This is a genomic window from Hydrogenophaga sp. (assembly GCF_019264445.1).
Lineage (GTDB): Bacteria > Pseudomonadota > Gammaproteobacteria > Burkholderiales > Burkholderiaceae_C > Hydrogenophaga.
Map to the genome: position 1 here is coordinate 16,961 of NZ_JAHVAB010000041.1, position 19,353 is coordinate 36,313.

The 19,353-nt window shown below is 64.2% G+C and carries 15 protein-coding genes and 1 pseudogene; 5 read left to right on the forward strand and 11 right to left on the reverse strand.

Going from position 1 to position 19,353, the window contains the following annotated elements:
- Positions 1-110: 110 nt before the first annotated feature.
- The 3 genes from dnaA to gyrB all read left to right on the forward strand — a co-directional run bounded on the left by dnaA (position 111) and on the right by gyrB (position 5,511).
- Complete coding sequence (gene dnaA / locus KXJ60_RS06650; RefSeq protein ID WP_291125484.1) at positions 111-1,529, forward strand: chromosomal replication initiator protein DnaA; 1,419 nt, start codon at positions 111-113, stop codon at positions 1,527-1,529.
- A 99-nt stretch (positions 1,530-1,628) separates the two neighbouring features.
- Positions 1,629-2,735 (forward strand): DNA polymerase III subunit beta, encoded by a 1,107-nt coding sequence (gene dnaN, locus KXJ60_RS06655; RefSeq protein WP_291125486.1) that lies wholly within the window; start codon positions 1,629-1,631, stop codon positions 2,733-2,735.
- A gap of 160 nt (positions 2,736-2,895) precedes the next feature.
- The gene (gene gyrB, locus KXJ60_RS06660) at positions 2,896-5,511 is read left to right on the forward strand and encodes a DNA topoisomerase (ATP-hydrolyzing) subunit B (protein WP_291125489.1); all 2,616 of its coding nucleotides are present in this window, start codon (positions 2,896-2,898) and stop codon (positions 5,509-5,511) included.
- 442 nt (positions 5,512-5,953) lie between these two features.
- On the opposite strand, the gene KXJ60_RS06665 is transcribed toward gyrB, so the two are convergent.
- From KXJ60_RS06665 to KXJ60_RS06715, 11 genes are all read right to left on the reverse strand, one after another.
- A complete protein-coding gene (locus KXJ60_RS06665; RefSeq protein WP_291125492.1) occupies positions 5,954-6,676 on the reverse strand; it encodes a TetR/AcrR family transcriptional regulator in 723 nt (240 codons plus the stop codon).
- Between the two features lie 91 nt (positions 6,677-6,767).
- Positions 6,768-7,919 carry an acyl-CoA dehydrogenase family protein gene (locus tag KXJ60_RS06670; protein ID WP_291125493.1) on the reverse strand — a complete coding sequence of 384 codons (1,152 nt, stop codon included), beginning with the start codon at positions 7,917-7,919 and terminating at the stop codon, positions 6,768-6,770.
- A gap of 45 nt (positions 7,920-7,964) precedes the next feature.
- The gene (locus KXJ60_RS06675) at positions 7,965-8,753 is read right to left on the reverse strand and encodes an ABC transporter ATP-binding protein (protein ID WP_291114700.1); all 789 of its coding nucleotides are present in this window, start codon (positions 8,751-8,753) and stop codon (positions 7,965-7,967) included.
- Between the two features lie 60 nt (positions 8,754-8,813).
- Positions 8,814-10,064 carry an ABC transporter substrate-binding protein gene (locus KXJ60_RS06680; protein ID WP_291114698.1) on the reverse strand — a complete coding sequence of 417 codons (1,251 nt, stop codon included), beginning with the start codon at positions 10,062-10,064 and terminating at the stop codon, positions 8,814-8,816.
- Positions 10,065-10,145: 81 nt separating this feature from the next.
- Positions 10,146-11,204: a branched-chain amino acid ABC transporter permease gene (locus tag KXJ60_RS06685; RefSeq protein WP_291114696.1), complete on the reverse strand. Its 1,059-nt coding sequence runs from the start codon at positions 11,202-11,204 to the stop codon at positions 10,146-10,148.
- A complete protein-coding gene (locus KXJ60_RS06690) occupies positions 11,201-12,085 on the reverse strand; it encodes a branched-chain amino acid ABC transporter permease (protein WP_291114694.1) in 885 nt (294 codons plus the stop codon). The genes KXJ60_RS06685 and KXJ60_RS06690 overlap by 4 nt, the downstream gene beginning before the upstream one ends.
- Entirely contained in the window at positions 12,082-14,049 is a 1,968-nt protein-coding gene (locus tag KXJ60_RS06695) for an AMP-binding protein (RefSeq protein WP_291125496.1), read from the reverse strand. Before KXJ60_RS06695 ends, KXJ60_RS06690 begins: the two co-directional genes overlap by 4 nt.
- Entirely contained in the window at positions 14,046-14,843 is a 798-nt protein-coding gene (locus tag KXJ60_RS06700) for an ABC transporter ATP-binding protein (RefSeq protein WP_291125498.1), read from the reverse strand. The genes KXJ60_RS06695 and KXJ60_RS06700 overlap by 4 nt, the downstream gene beginning before the upstream one ends.
- A gap of 106 nt (positions 14,844-14,949) precedes the next feature.
- Positions 14,950-15,711, reverse strand: coding sequence for an SDR family NAD(P)-dependent oxidoreductase (locus KXJ60_RS06705; protein ID WP_291125500.1), 762 nt, complete (start codon positions 15,709-15,711; stop codon positions 14,950-14,952).
- 26 nt (positions 15,712-15,737) lie between these two features.
- Positions 15,738-16,976: a thiolase family protein gene (locus tag KXJ60_RS06710; RefSeq protein ID WP_291125502.1), complete on the reverse strand. Its 1,239-nt coding sequence runs from the start codon at positions 16,974-16,976 to the stop codon at positions 15,738-15,740.
- 122 nt (positions 16,977-17,098) lie between these two features.
- The gene (locus KXJ60_RS06715; protein WP_291125505.1) at positions 17,099-18,166 is read right to left on the reverse strand and encodes a CaiB/BaiF CoA-transferase family protein; all 1,068 of its coding nucleotides are present in this window, start codon (positions 18,164-18,166) and stop codon (positions 17,099-17,101) included.
- A gap of 106 nt (positions 18,167-18,272) precedes the next feature.
- On the opposite strand from KXJ60_RS06715, the gene KXJ60_RS06720 reads away from it, so the two are divergent.
- The gene (locus KXJ60_RS06720; RefSeq protein ID WP_291125508.1) at positions 18,273-19,085 is read left to right on the forward strand and encodes an enoyl-CoA hydratase/isomerase family protein; all 813 of its coding nucleotides are present in this window, start codon (positions 18,273-18,275) and stop codon (positions 19,083-19,085) included.
- A 15-nt stretch (positions 19,086-19,100) separates the two neighbouring features.
- A pseudogene (locus KXJ60_RS06725) lies at positions 19,101-19,353 on the forward strand (phenylacetate--CoA ligase family protein); the annotation flags it as partial.

Here is a 19,353-nt window from a genome sequence, read left to right on the forward strand (position 1 = left end):
CGTCAACCCCTATGGCAGATCGGCTTGTGGATAAGTTGCCCGTCGCACTACAATGGCCGGCCTGCCCCGAGACATTTGTCCACAACCACAACGAATCCGACGTTCCCAGCATGATCGAGGGCATTCCCCCAGACGCGTCCCCGGCCGTAGCCCGAGCGGACGCCCTTTCACTCTGGTCCATCTGCATGGATCGGTTGTCGCAAGAGATCCCCGAACAGCAGTTCAACACCTGGATCCGGCCACTGTCGGCGACGGTCGCGCCCGATGGCGCGCGCGTGGTCGTGTCGGTGGCCAATCGCTTCAAGCTGGACTGGATTCGCGCCCAGTACGCGGCCCGCATTTCTGCGCTGCTGGAGGCGGCTCAAGGTGCGCCAGTGAGTCTTGAGTTGGTACTTGCTCCGCGTGAAGGCCCCAGCCGGACGGCACCCACACCTCGCACCGTCCAAGAGCAGGTGCTGGCCGAATTGCCCGATCTCGCGCCCGCCGAGGTGGCTGCGCCCACCGGCCCCAAGACACGGTTGAACCCGGCACTCGCGTTCTCCACGCTGGTGGAGGGCTCGGCCAACCGCATGGCGCGCGCCGCCGCCATGCACGTGGCCGGCAGCCTGGGCCAGCTTTACAACCCGCTGTTCATCTACGGCGGCGTCGGTCTGGGCAAGACCCACCTGGTGCATGCCATCGGCAACCACCTGCTGGCCGATCGTCCACAGGCCAAAGTTCTCTACATCCACGCGGAGCAATTCGTATCGGATGTGGTCAAGGCCTACCAGCGCAAAACATTCGACGAATTCAAGGAGCGCTACCACTCGCTGGATCTGCTGTTGATCGATGACGTCCAGTTCTTCGCCAACAAGGAGCGCACCCAGGAGGAGTTCTTCAACGCCTTCGAGGCGCTGCTGGCCAAGAAGAGCCACATCGTGCTGACCAGCGACACCTATCCCAAGGGCCTGGCCGACATCCACGAACGGCTGGTGTCGCGCTTCGACTCGGGCCTGACCGTGGCGATCGAGCCGCCCGAGCTGGAAATGCGCGTGGCCATCCTGATCAACAAGGCGGCGGTGGAAAACGCCGTGATGCCTGAGGAAGTGGCGTTTTTCGTGGCCAAGAACGTGCGCTCCAACGTGCGTGAGCTCGAAGGCGCGCTGCGCAAGATCCTGGCGTACTCGCGTTTCAACCAGAAGGAGATCTCGATCCAGCTGGCGCGCGATGCGCTGAAAGACCTGCTGTCGATCCAGAACCGGCAGATCAGCGTGGAGAACATCCAGAAAACGGTGGCCGACTTCTACAAGATCAAGGTGGCCGACATGTACAGCAAGAAGCGCCCGGCCAGCATCGCCCGCCCGCGCCAGATTGCGATGTTCATTGCCAAGGAGTTGACCCAGAAAAGCCTGCCCGAAATCGGCGAGCTGTTTGGTGGGCGCGACCACACCACGGTGCTGCATGCGGTGCGCAAAATCGGGGCTGAACGCCAGCAGAACACCGAGCTGAACCAGCAACTCCATGTGCTGGAACAGACGCTCAAGGGATGAGCCCACAAAAAGGCGAAAATAGCGGGGATTTGGCCCGGAGGAGGGCCACCCGCGTGACAGGGACCGGCCTACAAGCAACCAGAGACGAAAGAGTCTGACATGATCGTTTTGAAATCGACCCAGGACAAGGTTTTGGCCGCACTGCAATCGGTGGCAGGCATTGTGGAACGCCGCCACACGCTGCCGATCCTGGCCAACGTCCTGTTGCGCAAGACCGGCTCGCAGGTGCAGCTGACCACCAGCGACCTTGAAATACAGATTCGGACCACGGCGGAGCTGGAAGGCGACGCAGGCAACTTCGCCACCACCCTGGGCGCGCGCAAGCTGATCGACATCTTGCGCACCATGCCTGGCGACCAGACGGTGAGCCTCGAATCCAGCGCGGGCAAGCTGATTCTGAAAGGCGGCAAGAGCCGCTTCACGCTGCAGAGCATGCCCGCGGAAGACTTTCCGCTGGTGCAGGAATCGGCGAGCTTCGGCCCCGTGTTCTCGGTGCCCCAGAAGACGCTCAAGAGCCTGCTCGGCCAGGTGTCGTTTGCCATGGCGGTACACGACATCCGCTACTACCTCAACGGCATCCTGTTCGTGGCCGAGGGCAAGCAGCTCAGCCTGGTGGCCACCGACGGCCACCGCCTGGCGTTCGCGTCCAGCACGCTGGATGTGGAAGTCCCCAAGCAGGAAGTGATCTTGCCGCGCAAGACGGTGCTGGAACTGCAGCGCCTGCTCTCCGACAAGGAGGGCGCGATTGAAATGCAGTTCGCGGCCAACCAGGCCAAGTTCAGCTTCGACGGCATGGAGTTCGTCACCAAGCTGGTCGAGGGCAAGTTCCCCGACTACAACCGTGTGATCCCGAAGAACCACAAGAACATCGTCACGCTCGGTCGCCTGCCGCTGCTGGCTTCGCTGCAGCGCACGGCCATCATGACCAGCGAGAAGTTCAAGGGCGTGCGCCTGAACGTCGAGCCCGGCGCGCTGCGCGTGGCGTCGAGCAACGCCGAGCAGGAAGAAGCGGTGGACGAGCTCGACATCGACTACGGCGGCGACACGATCGAGATCGGCTTCAACGTCACCTACCTGATCGACGCGCTGCAGAACATGTCGCAGGAGATGGTTCGCATCGAACTCTCCGACGGCAACAGCTCCGCGCTGGTCACCAACCCCGACGACAACGCCTTCAAGTACGTTGTCATGCCCATGAGAATTTGACCCCCCGCGCCGCCTGCGGCGTCACCCCCCGGGGGGCGCCATCTACGGCCCGGCAAAGCCGGTTCCGCGCTGGCCCCGACGGTACCCAGGCACGCGATGCCCTTTTGCTCAACCCGCTGCCTTGCGGGTTTGGCATTTCTAGAAGTCTGAAAGATCCACCATGTCCGACGCCAACAAGCCCGCCGAATCCGTCAACACCGGTGCGGCCCAAGCCGACAGCTCCAACTTCCAGCCCGTGATCGACGCCCATCAGGCCGGCGCCAGCGAGGGCTACGGCGAGGGTTCGATCCAGATCCTGGAAGGGCTGGAGGCCGTGCGCAAGCGCCCCGGCATGTACATCGGCGACACGTCGGACGGCACCGGCCTGCACCACCTGGTGTTTGAGGTGGTGGACAACTCCATCGACGAGGCACTGGCCGGCCACTGCGACGACATCGTCGTGACCATCCACACCGACAACTCGATCAGCGTGGTCGACAACGGCCGCGGCATTCCCACCGGCGTGAAGATGGACGACAAGCACGAGCCCAAGCGCTCGGCCGCTGAGATCGCGCTCACCGAACTGCACGCGGGCGGCAAGTTCAACCAGAACAGCTACAAGGTATCGGGCGGCCTGCACGGCGTGGGTGTGAGCTGCGTGAACGCGCTGAGCCAGTGGCTGCGCCTCACCGTGCGCCGCGAAGGCCATGTGCACCAGCTCGAGTTTGCGCGTGGCTTCGTGCAGAACCGCATCGTCGAGACCACGCCCACCGGTGTGGAACTCTCGCCCATGAAGGTGACGGGCGCCACCGAGAAGCGCGGCACCGAGGTGCACTTCCTGCCCGATTACGACATCTTCCGCGAGAACGCCGACTTCCACTACGAGATCCTGTCCAAGCGCCTGCGCGAACTCAGCTTCCTGAACAACGGTGTGCGCATTCGTCTCAAGGACGAGCGCAGCGGCAAGGAAGATGACTTCTCCGGTGCCGGCGGCGTCAAGGGCTTCGTCGACTTCATCAACAAGGGCAAGACGGTCCTGCACCCCAACGTCTTCCACGCCATGGGCGATCGCCAGAGCGACCAGGGCACCAACATCGGCGTGGAAGTCGCCATGCAGTGGAACAGCGGCTACAACGAGCAGGTGCTGTGCTTCACCAACAACATTCCCCAGCGCGACGGCGGCACCCACCTCACGGGCCTGCGCGCGGCCATGACGCGCGTCATCAACAAGTACATCGAAGAAACCGAGCTGGCCAAGAAGGCCAAAGTCGAGGTCACTGGTGACGACATGCGCGAAGGCCTGTGCTGCGTGCTCAGCGTGAAGGTGCCCGAGCCCAAGTTCTCCAGCCAGACCAAGGACAAGCTGGTGTCCAGCGAAGTGCGCGGCCCGGTGGAAGACATCGTCAGCCGCCTGCTCGCCGACTACCTGCAGGAGCGCCCGAACGACGCCAAGATCATCTGCGGCAAGATCGTTGAGGCTGCACGCGCCCGCGAAGCCGCGCGCAAGGCCCGCGAAATGACGCGCCGCAAGGGCGTGCTCGACGGCATGGGCCTGCCCGGCAAGCTGGCCGACTGTCAGGAGAAAGACCCCGCGCTGTGCGAGATCTACATCGTGGAGGGCGACTCCGCCGGTGGCTCCGCCAAGCAGGGGCGTGACCGCAAGTTCCAGGCGATCCTGCCGCTGCGCGGCAAGATCCTGAACGTGGAGAAAGCGCGCTACGAGAAGCTGCTGACCTCCAACGAAATCCTCACGCTCATCACCGCGCTGGGCACCGGCATCGGCAAGGCCACGGGCGCGGGTGGCACAGCCGGCGTGGACGACTTCAACGTCGCCAAGCTGCGCTACCACCGCATCATCATCATGACCGACGCGGACGTCGACGGCGCCCACATCCGCACCCTGCTGCTGACCTTCTTCTACCGCCAGATGCCCGAGCTGGTGGAGCGCGGCCACATCTACATTGCACAGCCGCCGCTCTACAAGGTGAAGGCCGGCAAGGAAGAGCTGTACCTGAAGGACGGCTCCGCGCTCGACGGCTTCCTGCTGCGCATTGCGCTGAAAGACGCCAGCGTGCTCACCGGTGGCGCCACGCAAACCACCTTGACCGGCGACACGCTGGGCGAGCTGGCGCGCAAGCACCAAGTGGCCGAGAGCGTGATCGCGCGTCTGTCCAACTTCATGGACGCCGAAGCCCTGCGCTCCATCGCCGACGGCGTCGTGCTCAACCTGGACAGCGTGGAGCAAGCCGAAGTGAGCGCCATCGCACTGCAGGCCAAGCTGCGTGAACTCACCACCACCGGCGTGCCCGCCGAAGTGGCCGCCGAGTTCGACGTGCGCACCGACAAGCCGATCTTGCGCATCAGCCGCCGCCACCACGGCAACATCAAGAGCAGCATCATCACGCAGGACTTCGTGCACGGCGCCGACTACGCGGCGCTCGCCACCGCGGCCGACACCTTCCGCGGCCTGCTGGGCGAAGGCGCCAAGGTCACGCGCGGCGAGGGTGACAAGCAGAAGGAAGAGAAGGTCAACGACTTCCGTCAGGCCATGCGCTGGCTCATCAGCGAAGCCGAGCGCACCACCAGCCGACAGCGCTACAAAGGCCTGGGCGAGATGAACCCCGAGCAGCTGTGGGAAACCACGATGGACCCGAACGTGCGCCGCCTGCTGCGCGTGCAGATCGACGACGCCATCGAAGCCGACCGCGTGTTCACCATGCTGATGGGTGACGAAGTGGAACCGCGCCGCGACTTCATCGAGACCAACGCGCTGCGCGCGGGGAACATCGACGTCTGATCCACCTGCTGGCGTAGGGCGCCACATTAAATGGAACTGGCGCCAAAGTGCTGCGACTGGAGGTCACTAGTTGTTGCGACTGCCCTATTTCGCGCCAAAGTTATCGCCAACTTATGGTGGTATTGGGTCTTGCTGCGCCCTTCTCACAGCGCATAAAACGTCGGTGTCCAGGTCGTCTATGCGGGGCGGATTCACCGGTCGATGCAACACATTCGCTGAACATCTCAGCGGGGATATGGAAGCCGAGCGTCTTGCGCGGCCTCTCGTCGGTTACTAGCGGGGCTCTTCATTGCCCACCCGCAGGTACTTTTAAACGGTGTTGCGAGCCAGGCCTGTGGGCCTGGAGATCTCGCGGATGGACATCTGTGCGCGCAGTGCCCAGCGTCTCATGACACTCGGTGTCGCAGCTTTCAGTGGAAGACAACAGGCTTCCGTCATATAGCTACCGACTTCTGGCTGACTTTGACGTCATGCCCATCTTTCCGACCGCAACCGGACGAATGCCATGAGCCAGCAGGCCGATGAAAATGTCAGCGACCTCATCGCCACGCAGGCGACCTTCTGCGTGGAACCATTGGGAAATTCCCCCGACGGCCCCCATGAACCAGAATACGGCCAACTTGGCATCGCATGGTGCGATGGACCCGTCTCGAATGCCATCCTCAAACACCTGGCGCAACTCCAGATCGAACTTGCGGCGCCTTGCGGTGATCTTCTTCTGATCCGCGGGCGTCATGGCCGAAAAATCGTGCAGGATCGCAGGCGCCCCCATTTCGTCGGTCAGCAGTGAGATGTAGTTCTTGATGAAGGTCGTGATGCGTCCATACCCCGTGGATTCCGAGGCAATGGCGTCCTTCAGAACCTGGTCCCCCAGCCTCATCGACAGCTCGTGGCACTCGTAGATCAGTTCCTGCTTGTTCTTGAAGTAGTAGTAGAGCGCCGGCTTCGTGACATTGAGCGCCGCAGCGATCTCATCCAGAGACACATTCTTGTACCCGTGGCGGCCGAACGTGCGGGACGCCTCCGCAATGACCGCCTGCTTCTTCAGCTGGTATTGTTCATCCGCGCCGCCGACCGCGTTGTTCCACTTCACGCTCTTGGCAGGGCGTTTGGCGGCCGGGCAACGGGGCCGCAGCTTCGGCTTGGCGTCGACTTGCGTGCTCATTCTTCTGTGTCCTCTGCGCATTTGCCCCGAAAAGGGCGAGTTTCAATGATATCGGACAGGCAAGTCGCAACGCCAGACCTGCGAGCTGGCGTCAACCCGCCAGCAGTTGCCGCGCGATGATCAGCCGTTGGATGTGGCTGGTGCCCTCGTAGATCTTCGTCACCCGCACGTCGCGGTAGTAGCGTTCGACGGGGAAATCGTTCACGTAACCATAGCCGCCATGCACCTGAAGCGCGGCCGAACAGACCTTCTCCGCCATCTCGCTGGCGAACAGTTTGGCCATCGCGGCTTCCTTGATGGACGGCAGCTTCGCGTCCGTCAAGCGCGCCGCGTACAACATGAACTGGCGCGCCACGTCCACCTGCGTGGCCATCTCCGCCAGGTCAAAGCTGACGGCCTGCAACTCGGCGATCGGCTTTCCGTAGGCTTCACGCTCCTTCGCGTATCGGATCGCGGCCTCCAGGGCAGCGCGGGCAATGCCGATGGACAGCGCAGCGATCGCAATGCGGCCGTCGGAGAGCAACGAGAGCGCCTTGCCGTAGCCGCGACCTTCCTCGCCGATCATGTTCTTCGCCGGCACACGCAGGTTGTCCAGCTGAATCTGGGCCGTGTGGGCCGTGTGCTGGCCCAGCTTGTTTTCGATTCGCAGGCATTGGTAACCGGGCTCCTTCGGGTCCGCGATGAACAGGCTGAAGCGGTCGCGAGCGCCAGGCGCGCCCGTGGCGGCAACCACCAGGGCGAAGCCGGCCTCGCTGCCGTTGGAGATCCATTGCTTGCTCCCATTGAGCACGTAGCTGTCCCCCTCGCGCCTCGCCGTGGTGCGGATGGCGGCGGTGTCGGAACCCGCATGGGGCTCCGACAACAGGAAAGCCCCGATGCGCTGGGCGCGGGCCAGCTCCGGCAGGTAGGCGCGCATCTGCTCCTCGGTGCCGAATGAGCGCAGCACGTGCGCGGACGAGTTGTGCACATGCATCATGGTGGCGAAACCACCATCCGCAGCGGCGAACTCCTCGATCGCCAGACAGTACTCCACGAACGACAGTCCGGATCCGCCGTGGGCCTGAGGCGCCAGCATCCCCATGAAGCCGAGCTCGGCCACCGCCCGGATTTCATCGTGGGGCCAGGCGCTGCTGCGATCGCGCTCGGCCGCGGTGCTGGCCACCACTTCGCTGGCGACGCGACGGGCCGACTCCCGGATCATCACTTCCTGTTCGCTCAAAAATGCATTGGAAACACTTGTCATGGCTCGTCCTTGAAGGTTGTCGATGGCGTTGGGCGGATCGGCCCATCAGCCCAACCACCGCTTGCGGCGGCGGTAATGTTTCATGTCCCTGAAGCTCTTGCGCTCGCCTTCCACCGTCAGGCCCAGGTAGAACTCGCGCACGTCCTCGTTGCTCCTGAGGCTGGCAGAGGGGCCTTCGAGCACGACCCGACCGCCTTCCATCACGTAGCCGTAGTCGGCCAGCTCCAGCGCGACGCGCGTGTTCTGCTCGACGATCAGCAGCGTCAGGCCACTGGCCTTGAGATCGGCGAGCAAACCGTAGACCTCTTCCACCATGAGCGGTGCCAGGCCCAGCGAGGGCTCATCGATCATGACCAGCTTGGGTCTGGCCATGAGGGCCCGCCCGATCACCAGCAACTGCTGCTCCCCCCCGGACAGGTAGCCCGCCGTGCGGTGGCGCAAGGCGGCAAGCCGCTGGATGCGGCCATACACCTCGTCCAGCAGTTCACGGGCGTCTCGCCCAGGGCCCATGTGCCCGCCGACCACCAGGTTCTGCTCCACCGTCATGTGCCGCAGCACCTTGCGGCCTTCCATGACATGCACCAGCCCCCTGCGCACCTGCTCGGCCGGGTTGCCCCCCGTGATGTCGGCCCCATCGAAGCGGATGGTGCCCGCCGTCACGCGGCCATCTTCGGTCTTGATCAGGTTCGAGATGGCCTTCAGGGTGGTGCTCTTGCCCGCCCCATTAGCGCCCAGCAAGGTCACGCACTGCCCGGTGGGCACCTGGGCGGAAATGCCTTTGACAGCGAGGATGACATCGCTGTACAGGACCTCGACGTTGTTCAGTTCAAGCACGGGTGACTCCGTTGGAGTGGGCGTGGACCGCGATCGATCCGGATCCACGCCGGGGTTCATTTACCACTTGTTCAACACGGGCATGGGAACGTTCTGTTCCAGCAGCTTGTACTTGCCCTTTTCCACCGTGCCGATGTTGACGGCCAGGCCTTCGGTGGGAAATGGCGCATCCTTGCCGTACTGCAGGTTGGGCAGCACGCCAAAGCTGCGCTCGCTCGGCATCGGCGTGGACAGCAGCGCCGCGCGGACGTCCTCCCCCTTGACGCCCTTGACCCCCTTGGTCTTGATCGCCTGCTCGACGGCACGGGCCACGATGAGGCCCTGGCTCATGCCCATGATGCAGGCCGAGGTGTAGCTGACCTGTGCCTTGTACTTGCTGCGCAGCTGGTCGAAGAAGGCCCGCGCCGTGGTCGGATCGTCCGTGGGCATGGCCATGCCGTAGACCTCGTAGTTGCCTTCCATCTGCTCCAGACCACCCAGGGCCTTGCCCGATGAAATCAAGCCGTTGTGGGCCGACATGACGATGGGGATGTTGGTCTTGCCCAGGCTTTGCAGGGCACGGCGCGTCGCCACCACGGAGGCCGTGTTGTTGAAGACCTGGAGTACGGTCGCGCCCTTGCGAATCAGGCGGTTCACTTGCTGCGTCAGGTCGGTGGGCTGGGCTTCGGTGTAGACCGTCTCCACGACTTCCAGGATCTTGGGGTTGTCTTTCGCGAACTTCTCGGTTCCCTTGTGGATGTCCACGTAAGCCGGGGACACTTCGGAGGAAATCACACCGACCTTGATGGGCGCGGCGGAACCGGATTTCTTCTGCAACCAGGTGTAGAAGGCCGCCACCTCGTGCGGGTAGGTGGCTCGGGCGTTGAACACCCAGCTGTCGCTCTTCCAGGCAAAGCCATAACCGGCCGTGGCCAGGACCTGGGGCACCTTGTCGTTGGGCAGGCGCTGCTGCAGGGCCGCCGCGTCCGACCCGCCGATGCCCAGAATGGCCACGGGGTCCAGCTCCGACCGGATGCCGGGCCACAGGCTGGCGACCTGCGCGACGTCGTAGCGCGTGTCGTACTCCTTGACGCGAAGCGCCACACCCTGGGGCTTGCCCACCTCCTCACTCCACCAGTCGAGCACGCCCTTGCGGCAACCGGTCATGTCCTTCATGACGTCGGCATAAGGCCCGGTGAAGTCGGCCAGTCCAGCGATGTTGTAGGTGGTCTGTGCCTGGGCCGTGCCCGCGAGACCGAACACACCGGCGGCCAAGGCACCGCATCGCGCCACGCGGGCAAAGGCCGACAGACATCCATTGTTTGTATTCACGCAAGTCTCCTGGTTTTGATCACGCTGTCCAACACGAATCAACCGTCCTCCAGCGCAGCGGACGGCCGCGAAAGTCCGGTATCAGTAGGGGTAGGGCCACATCCGGTAGGACCGCTTGAGAATGTTCCAGCGGTGCATCAGTCCACGCGGCTCGAAGATCAGGAAGCCGGCGATGATGCCGCCCAGAAAGATGTTCATCGCGGCGAAGACCACGTCGCCGCTCAGGAACGAGAAGCTCTCGACCAGGGAAGGGCCCATGCTGGTAAAGGACTCCTGCGCAAGGCGGATGACGAACACACCAATCAGTGCGCCTGTCACCGAGCCCATGCCACCCACGATGATCATGGCGATGAACCAGATGGAGTGGATCAGGGTGAACTGATCGATCGAGACGAAGCGCACGTAGTACGCCCACAGCCCGCCTCCGATGCCCGCATAGAAGGCGCCCAGCAGGAAGGCCAGTGCCTTGGTGCGCACCACGTTGATGCCCATCATGCCGGAGGCGACGTCGTCATCGCGCACGGCGGCGAAGATCCGGCCATGCCGGCTGCGGGCCACGCCATAGGCGCCCGCGATCATGATGCAGGCCACCACCAGACACAGGTAGTAGACGCCGGCATCGGTGTCGAGCACCACGCCGAACAGCCGTGCCGCATCGACCGTGATGCCGTTGGACCCACCCAGCCAGGCAGCGGGCAGGTTCAGCACCATGAAATGGAACAGGATCTGCGCCGCGATCGTGGTGAGGGCCAGGTAAAAGCCCTTGATGCGGACAGCGGCCAGGCCAAACACCAGGCCGAACAGGGCCGCGCACACGCCACCGACCGGCAACGCGATCCAGAACGGCAGGCCGCCCTTGGTCGCGAGCAGCGCGGTGGCGTAGGCGCCCACGCCCATGAAGGCTGCCTGTCCCATGTTGATCTGCCCGGCCAGGCCGGTGTTGATCTGCAAGCCGATCACCACCACGGCGGTGATCAGCATCGAGGTCATCACCGCCACCGAGCGGGCGTCGGCGATCAGGGGCAGCGCAAACATGGCCAAGACGAACAAGGCCAGCGTCACGGCCTGGCTGCGCGTGCGCACCAGCGCCTGGTCCTGGGCAAACGAGGTCGCGAAAACACCTGCGGGATCCATGCTCATACCCTCTCAATGGTTTTCCAGCCGAACATGCCGGTGGGACGGATCAACAACATCAACAACATGATGATGAAAGGGAAGACCGAGCCGAGCGCCCCGCCCACCAGGGGATCGAGGTAGGCCGACGCCAGCCCCTGGATAACCCCGACCAGAATGCCGGCTAGCAGCAGCCCGGCCAGCGACTCCAGGCCCGCGAGCAGCGCCACGGGCAGCGCGGCCAGGCCGATGTCGGAACTCATCATGTTGATGGACCGGCCACTCAGGTGGACCATCGCGCCCAGCGTCGAAAGCACGGCACCCAGCATCCAGGCAAACGCGATCGAGCGTTGCACCGAGATGCCCATCGACATCGCGACCTGGTGGTCTTCGGCCACGGCCGTCATCGTCAGACCCATGCGGGTCCGATTGAAGAACCAAGAAAGGCCAAAGCCGATGGCCACGGTCAGGATGCCGCCGTAGAGGAGCGAGCGGGAGATCACCACATCACCCAGGATGATGGGTTCGATCGGAAAGATGATCGGGAAGGCGCGCACCTGGGGACCAAAGAACACCAGCACAATCCCGCGGATCAGGATCAGCAGTCCGATCGTCACCATCACCATCGAGAACACGGATTCGCCCACGAGGCGCGCGAAAAAGATGCGCTCGATCATCAGGCCGAAGATCGCCGCGCTGGCGAAGGCCACGGGCAAGCCCAGCCACACCGGCATGCCCATCTGGATGATGGTCCACCACACCATGTAGCCGCCGAAGACGACCAGCTCCCCCTGTGCAAAGTTGAACACTTTGGACGCGCGGTAGATCACCACGAAGCCCATCGCCATGAGGGCGTAGAGCAGACCGGTCAATGCCCCGTTGACGAGGTAGTTCAGAAAATCGCTCATGCGGGCCTCCTTCGCTGGGGTTCGGTCAAGGTGTTCGAACCGGATCCGTCGGCATCGTGAATGAACACCTTCGCGTTGAAGTTGCTTCGGCGTCCGTCCTGGTAGGTCACGGGGATGTCGATCCGCACCTCACGGGAGCCGTCGTAGAGGCCCTGAATCAGGGCGCTGTAGCGCTCCTCCAGGAACTCGCGCCGCAGCTTGCGCGAACGCGTCAGCTCCCCCTCATCGGGATCGAGTTCCTTGGGAAAGTTGGCGAACCGCTTCACCCGCGCATGCACCGGCAGAAACTGGTTGACGCGCGCGATTTCCTGGCTGATCAGGACCGCGATCTCGGGGCGTTGCGATAGATCGGTGAAGGTCGAGAAACCGATGCGCTTGTCTTCGGCCCAGCGTGACAGCACCGCCATGTCGATGTTGATGAGCGCGGCCACGAAGTCACGTCCTTCATCGCCCACGGTCATGATGTCCTTGATGAACGGGCTGAACCGCAAACGCGTCTCGACGAACTGGGGCGGAAAGGTATCGCCGCTGCGCAGCCGTTTCAAGTCGGACAGCCGCTCCAGAAAGACCAGCTCTCCGCGGTCGGTCCGGGTCACGGCATCGCCGGTGTGGAACCAGCCGTCCTTGACCTTGGACTCGACCGACCCCTCCCGCCGGTAATAGCCCAGGAAAGGACTGCCACCCCGGATCTGGAGTTCGCCGTCCGGGCTCACCCGCCATTCGAGGGGAGGACCGGCCTCCGGGTGCGCCCGCATCCAGTGCCCCACGGTTTCCAGGTCGAAGCGGTCACTCTGGTGGCAGGTGAGCAGGCCGGTTTCGGTAGAGCCGTAGATGTTGCGCAAGGGAACGCCCATGGCATGGAACATGCGGAACACGTCGGGCGCCATGGTGGCCCCGCCACAGCTGGCAATGCGCAACCGGGTCAGCCCGAGCTGGTCCCGCAAGGGCCGCAGGACCAAGGCTTCGGCCAGGGGGAACTGCAGGCGGTCCAGCCAGCCGATCGGTTGACCATCCAGGCGGCCCACGTTGAAGGCGCGCCCCACCTTCAAGCCCCACTCGTAGACGGCGCGCCGCACGGGCCCGGCGTCCAGCATGTGGGCCTGCACCGAGGAGGCCATGCTCTCCCATTGGCGCGGGGCAAAGGTCATGGCCTCGACGGCCAGCTCGCGGATGTTGGCCAGCACCTGCTCGGGGTTTTCCGGGAAGTTGACCACCATGGGCAGCCCCAGGCCCACCGAGATGCCGTTGATCTGCTCGGTCGCCCAGGCCGGCGCGATGTAGCTCAGGTACTCCATGCCCGGCTGGGCGTCGGTGGCCTGGATCAGGCGCTGCGCGTTGTCGATCAGGAAACGGTGCGTGAGAACCACCCCTTTGGGTTTGCCGGTGGTCCCCGAGGTGTAGGACAACACGGCCACGTCGTCGGGCGAGCCTTTTGCCAGCAGCGAACGGTACAGCCCGGGGTCCTGCGCCTCCAACGCACGCCCCTGCTGCTGCACCGAGCTGAAGGTGCCGAGGATCGGGTCGTTGTAGGACCACATGCCGGTGTCGTCCCAGTACACGATGTGGCGAAGCAGCCCCAGCTTGTCCTTGACCTCCAGGCCCTTGTCCACCTGCTCCTGGTCCTGGGCGAAAAGGCAGACCGTCTCGCTGTCCTCCAGCAGGTACTGGACTTCGTCCGCCGTCAGATCCGGGTACAGCGAGACCACTTTGCAGCCCAGCGCATGCGCCGCAAATTCGGCCCAGTAGTGCTGCGGCTCGTTCTCACCCATGATGGCCACCGTGGCACCGCGCTGCACGCCCATGTGGTGCAGCCCCAGGGCCAGCTCCAGCACCTGGCGTTCCACCGCCGCAAAGCTGTATTCGCGCCAGATGCCACGTTGCTTGTGGCGCTGGGACAACCGCTCGGGTGTGGCCTGCGCATGGCGCTGCAAAAGCTGTGGCAGGGTTTCGATCTTGAGCATCATGGCCCGCCCTCCCCGAGATAGGCTTTCATGACAGCGGGATCGGCCTGAATTTCGCGAGGGGTGCCCTCGGCGATCTTGCGACCGAAGTCGAGCACCGCGATGCGGTCCGCAAGGTCCATCACCACGCCCATGTCGTGCTCCACCAGCACGACCGGAATCCGCTTGGCTTCGCGCACGTCCAGGATGAAGCGCGCCAGGTCTTCCTTTTCTTCGGCGTTCATGCCGGCCATGGGCTCGTCCATCAACAGGATGCGGGGGTCCTGGGCCAGCGCCCGCCCCAGGTCCACGCGCTTGCGAAGGCCGTAGCCCAGGCTGCCCACCGGGGCGTGGCGAATCGCCTCGATTTCCAAGAACTCGATGATTTCCTCCACCACCTCCCGGTGGATCACCTCTTCGCGCCGGGCCGCGCCAAAGTAGAGAAACGACTCCGCCAGGTTCGTGCGCATGTGCATGTGGCGCCCCACCATCAGGTTCTCGACCACCGTCATACCCGAGAAGATGTGCGTGCCCTGAAAGGTCCTGGCCAGGCCCTGGCCCGCGACCTCGTGCACCGCCATGTGGCGCACGCTGCGGCCCCCGAGCGTGATATCGCCCTTCCTGGGGCGGTAGAAGCCGCTCAGGCAATTCATGAGCGAGGACTTCCCCGCGCCGTTCGGACCGATGATGGCCAGCAGCTCGTCCTTGCGCACATCGATGGACACATCGTTGAGCGCGACGATGCCACCGAACTGCAGCAACAGGTTCCGGGCCGAGAGCACCACATCGTGCGAATGGGCACTGGTGGTGGCCGTCATGAGGGCTGCCTCTTGCCAGGTGGGATCATGTCCATCGGGTCTCCTTGTTCAGACCATTGGGGGGTCTTGCGGTGGGGTTCTTTTCGGGCTGGCGCATCGGCCCCGGTCAGAGCCGGGCGCCACCATCGATGCTCAGCGTGGTGGCGTTCAGGTAGGCGTTCTCCACCACATGGCGGACCAGGGCAGAGAACTCCGGCGCCTGCCCCATGCGGTTCGGGAACAGGATGACTTTCTCGATGATGTTTTGCGCCACCTTGGTCGGCATGCCGGCCGACATGCCTGTCTCGAACAGACCCGGCGCGAGCGCGACGACCCGCACCCCGTGCTGCGCCAGGTCTCGCGCCACGGGTAGGGTCAGACCCATGACTCCCGCCTTGCTGGCGCTGTAGGCGGCCTGCCCCATCTGCCCTTGCCAGGCCGCCCCCGAAGATGTGTTGACGATCACGCCGCGCTCGCCGTCCACATTAGGTTCGTTTTGAGCCATGGCCCGGGCAGCGTGCCGGATGACGTTGAAGGTGCCGGTGAGGTTGACACCGATCACGCGGTTCCAGAGGTCCAGCGGAAACAGCTCGCCCTTGGACAAGGTCTTGCACGGGCCCAGAATGCCCGCGCAGTTCACGGCCACCTGCAAGGCACCGAACGTGCGGACCGCGAACGCTACGGCGGCCTCCACACTGGCGTCGTCGGCCACATCCACTTTCAGTGCGCGCACGCTGTCGCCCAAAGGCGTCATCTCGCGCACCAGGCGGTCTTCGTCCAGGTCGACCGCCACCACCTTGGCGCCCGCATCGACCAGGGCCTTGCAGGTCGCCAGACCCAGGCCCGAACCCGCGCCGGTCACCAGCGCCACCGTGTTCTTGATGTCCATGTTGCTTGCTTCTTTCGGTAGGGCGCTCAGCGCGCCAGGATCGTGATGCAGGCCACGGCTTCCTCGATGCCTTCGAGACCACCGCCGTTTTCTGCCAATGCGATGCGCGCGCCTTCCACTTGCCGCGCGCCGGCTTCGGCGCGCAGCTGGGTCACCAGCTCATGCACCTGCGCCAGGCCTGTCGCACCCACCGGGTGCCCCTTCGACTCCAGCCCACCCGATGGGTTGATGGGAATGCGCCCACCGATGCGGGTGTCGCCCCGCTCGGCGATCACGCCACCCTGGCCGAACTCGCAGAAGCCCAGGTTTTCGGACTGGATGATTTCGCCCATGGCGGTGGCGTCGTGGACTTCGGCCACGGAGATGTCGTCAGGCCCCACACCGGCCAGCTCGTAGGCCCGGCGCGCGGCCAGCGCCGTGCAATGGTTGGCGTGGTCGTCCTCGCTGCGGGCCGAGCCGCTTTGCACGAGGGTGGCCAGCACCCGGATCGCCCGGCGCGCGTCGAGGCCCAGCCGCTGGAGCGCGGACCGGTTGCACACGATGACCGCGGCCGCACCGTCCGACACCGGAGAACACATCGGCAAGGTCAGTGGGTAGGTGATGGGCGGCGCGGCCAGCACGTCGTCGATGCTGTAAGCCACCTGGTACTGCGACAGCGGGTTGTGCACCGAGTGCGCGTGGTTCTTGGCAGAGACGGCCGCCAGCTGCCGCTGCGTGGTGCCGAACGTGCGCATGTGGGAGCGCGCGAACGCCGCGTACACGTCCATGAACACGCTGTAGGGCCGGGGTGAAGTGGACCCCTCCGGCACCAACACATCGCGCCCGAGCTTCATCAGGTCGTCGCGAATCTCGGCCGCCCGGGAGAGATCCCAGGCGCTGTCAAAGACCGAGAACATCTTCTGCTTGTCCGTGGTGAACATCTTCTCCGCGCCAATGGCCAGGGCCACGTCACTGGCACCTGACCGGACGTGGTTGCACGCCAGCACGAACGCGGAGGATCCGCTGGCGCAGGCGTTCTCGATGTTCACCACCGGGATGCGCCCGATCCCCATGGCGCGCAAGGCAATCTGCCCGCGGATCATGTGCTGGCCTTCCATGTGACCTTGGGAGGTGTTGCCAAAGAAGGCGGCTTGCAGGTCCTCCTGCCGCATCCCTGCATCCACCAGCGCCGCCTCGGTCGCCTCGCGCGTCAGCTGCTTGATGTCTTTGTCCAGATGTCGGCCAAACGGGGTCATCCCCACACCAACGACATAGATGTCTTCCAACACATTTCTCCTTTAAGCGGGTCGAATGGAGGCGCCGCCTCGACACCGATCTACTGTTTGTAAAGTTGTTTTACTGTAAAGTAGAATTTTGACGAAACGACTAGGGAAATCCCGATGCCTGATCAGACGGCGGTGGCCCGATCCGTCAGCGCCAGAAATCGCAATCCCCTCACGGTCTCGACATCGCCTTCCGGCGTGACGCGGTACAGGCCACGCGCCACGTTGTGTGGGTGGACGGCCGCCTCGGTCATGTTCAGCACCGGTGCATAGCAGGCGTCCGTCCCCTCCAGAAGCTGTGTCCAGTGGGCACTGGGCTGCGATGCGAACAGCGCCGTCATCCGCGCCTTCAGCGTCGGCCACGCCGATCGGTTCATCTGATCGGACAACACCACATCGGTCAGCCCGAGCCGCTGCAGCAGCAGTGCGTAGAACGGTGGCTCGATGGCCCCCACGGTGATGTAGCGACCATCCGCACAGAGGTACCGGTCGTAAAAGGGCGAGTCGTGGAACACACTGGGCACCCCCGGATCAAAACCACCTGCGGCGCTGATGATCTGCACCAGCGGAGACAGCATGGCCAACACATCCACGATGGCGCCATCCACCACACAGCCCTGCCCGCTCGACCTGGCCGCCAGCAAGCCGGACACCATGCCCAACGCGAAACCCAGCGCGCCCGCCGCATCGCCCAGCACCGTGGGGGGCAGCATGGGCGGGTGACCAGGGCGCTGCGTCAACGCCATGAGGCCGGTGAGCGCCACATAGTTCATGTCGTGGCCGGCGGCCTGCGCCAGTGGCCCGTCCTGGCCCCAACCGGTCATGCGCCCGTACACCAGGCGCGGGTTCAGCGGCGCACAGGCGCCCGGCCCAAGACCCAGGCGCTCCATGACGCCGGGCCGGTTGCCCTCGATCAGCCCGTCACTCGCCGCAACGATCTCCAGCGCGTGGGCGCGGCCGTGGTCCTCTTTCAAGTTCAAGACCACGCGGCGCTTGCCGCGAGACAACAAACCATCCTCACGCGGCGTCATGTCCTTGGGCAATGCGCCCGGTCCCGGACGCGCCACCAGCGTGACCTCCGCCCCGAGTTGCATGAGCAGCAAGCCGGCCAGAGGCCCCGGTCCGATGCCCTCGAACTCCACCACTTTGATCCCCTTCAACGGAGACCCCTGCAATGCCGCCTGCTGGTTCATTCTGCTCTTTCGGTTGTTTAATTTTTACTGTAAAGTAAAATTAACAACCCTGCAGTAATGGAAATTACCGAGGGCCCGACTGCCGGTTGAATCGCAGAATCCGATCATGAAAAAACAAGCCATGGAGAGAGAAACAATGCCGCCACCCGCTGTTGTCGTGGAAGTCCGCCAAGGGGCGATGTGGATCCGCCTGAATCGGCCGGAGGCCATGAACGCCCTCACACCGGAACTGCTCAACGGCATTGATCAGGCCCTGAACGAGGCCGAGAAAAACCCCGAGGTTCGGGCGGTCGTTCTCACCGGCGCGGGCCGGGCCTTCTGCGCCGGGGCTGATCTCAAGTACGTTCGCGCGCAATCGGACCCGGACGGCCCGCGTCGGTTTCTCGACTGTGTCCTGACCACGATGAACCGGCTGGACAGCTTCCCAAAACCGGTGATCGCCGCACTCAATGGACTGGCCCTGGCCGGCGGCCTGGAGTTGGTGCTCTGCTGCGACCTAGTGCTGGCCGCTCGTGGCGCCAAGATCGGCGATGCCCATGCGAACTACGGTTTGTTGCCGGGCGGAGGGGGCTCGGTTCGCCTACCCCGCGTCATTGGGCCCACACGCGCCAAGTACCTGCTTTTCACAGGTGACTTTCTCACTGCGGAAGACATGATGCAGGCCGGTCTGGTCAACCAGGTGGTGGACGCAGGAGATCTGGAGGAGGCCACCCAGACTCTGGTGGACAAGATCGCCACCAAGAGTCCGCTGGGCGTGAGGCGCATGAAGGCGCTGATCGACGATGGCCTGCAACAACCCATGGAGACCGCATTGCGCCTGGAACTGCTCGCCTCGGAAGTGCATTCGCACAGCGCCGACCAGTGCGAAGGATTGTTGGCCTTCGAAGAGAAGCGGCCGCCCCGATTCACGGGCCAGTAGGCGAAGAGGCCGACCATGACGTACCCCTTGCCGCCGGATCGGCTCGCCTACCTTCGTGCCGCGCAGCAGAACGCCTACGACCGCGCGCCCGCCATCCGCGACATCTACGAGCGCACGGGCATGACGCCGCAGGAGATCCGCAGTGCGGCCGACTTGGCGCGCCTGCCCGTCACGAGCAAGGACGCGCTGCTGGACCACCAGCGCAAGGCGCCGCCGTTCGGCGGCTTCCTGGCCGCCGACGAAGCAGCGATCCGGCGCATCTTTGTGT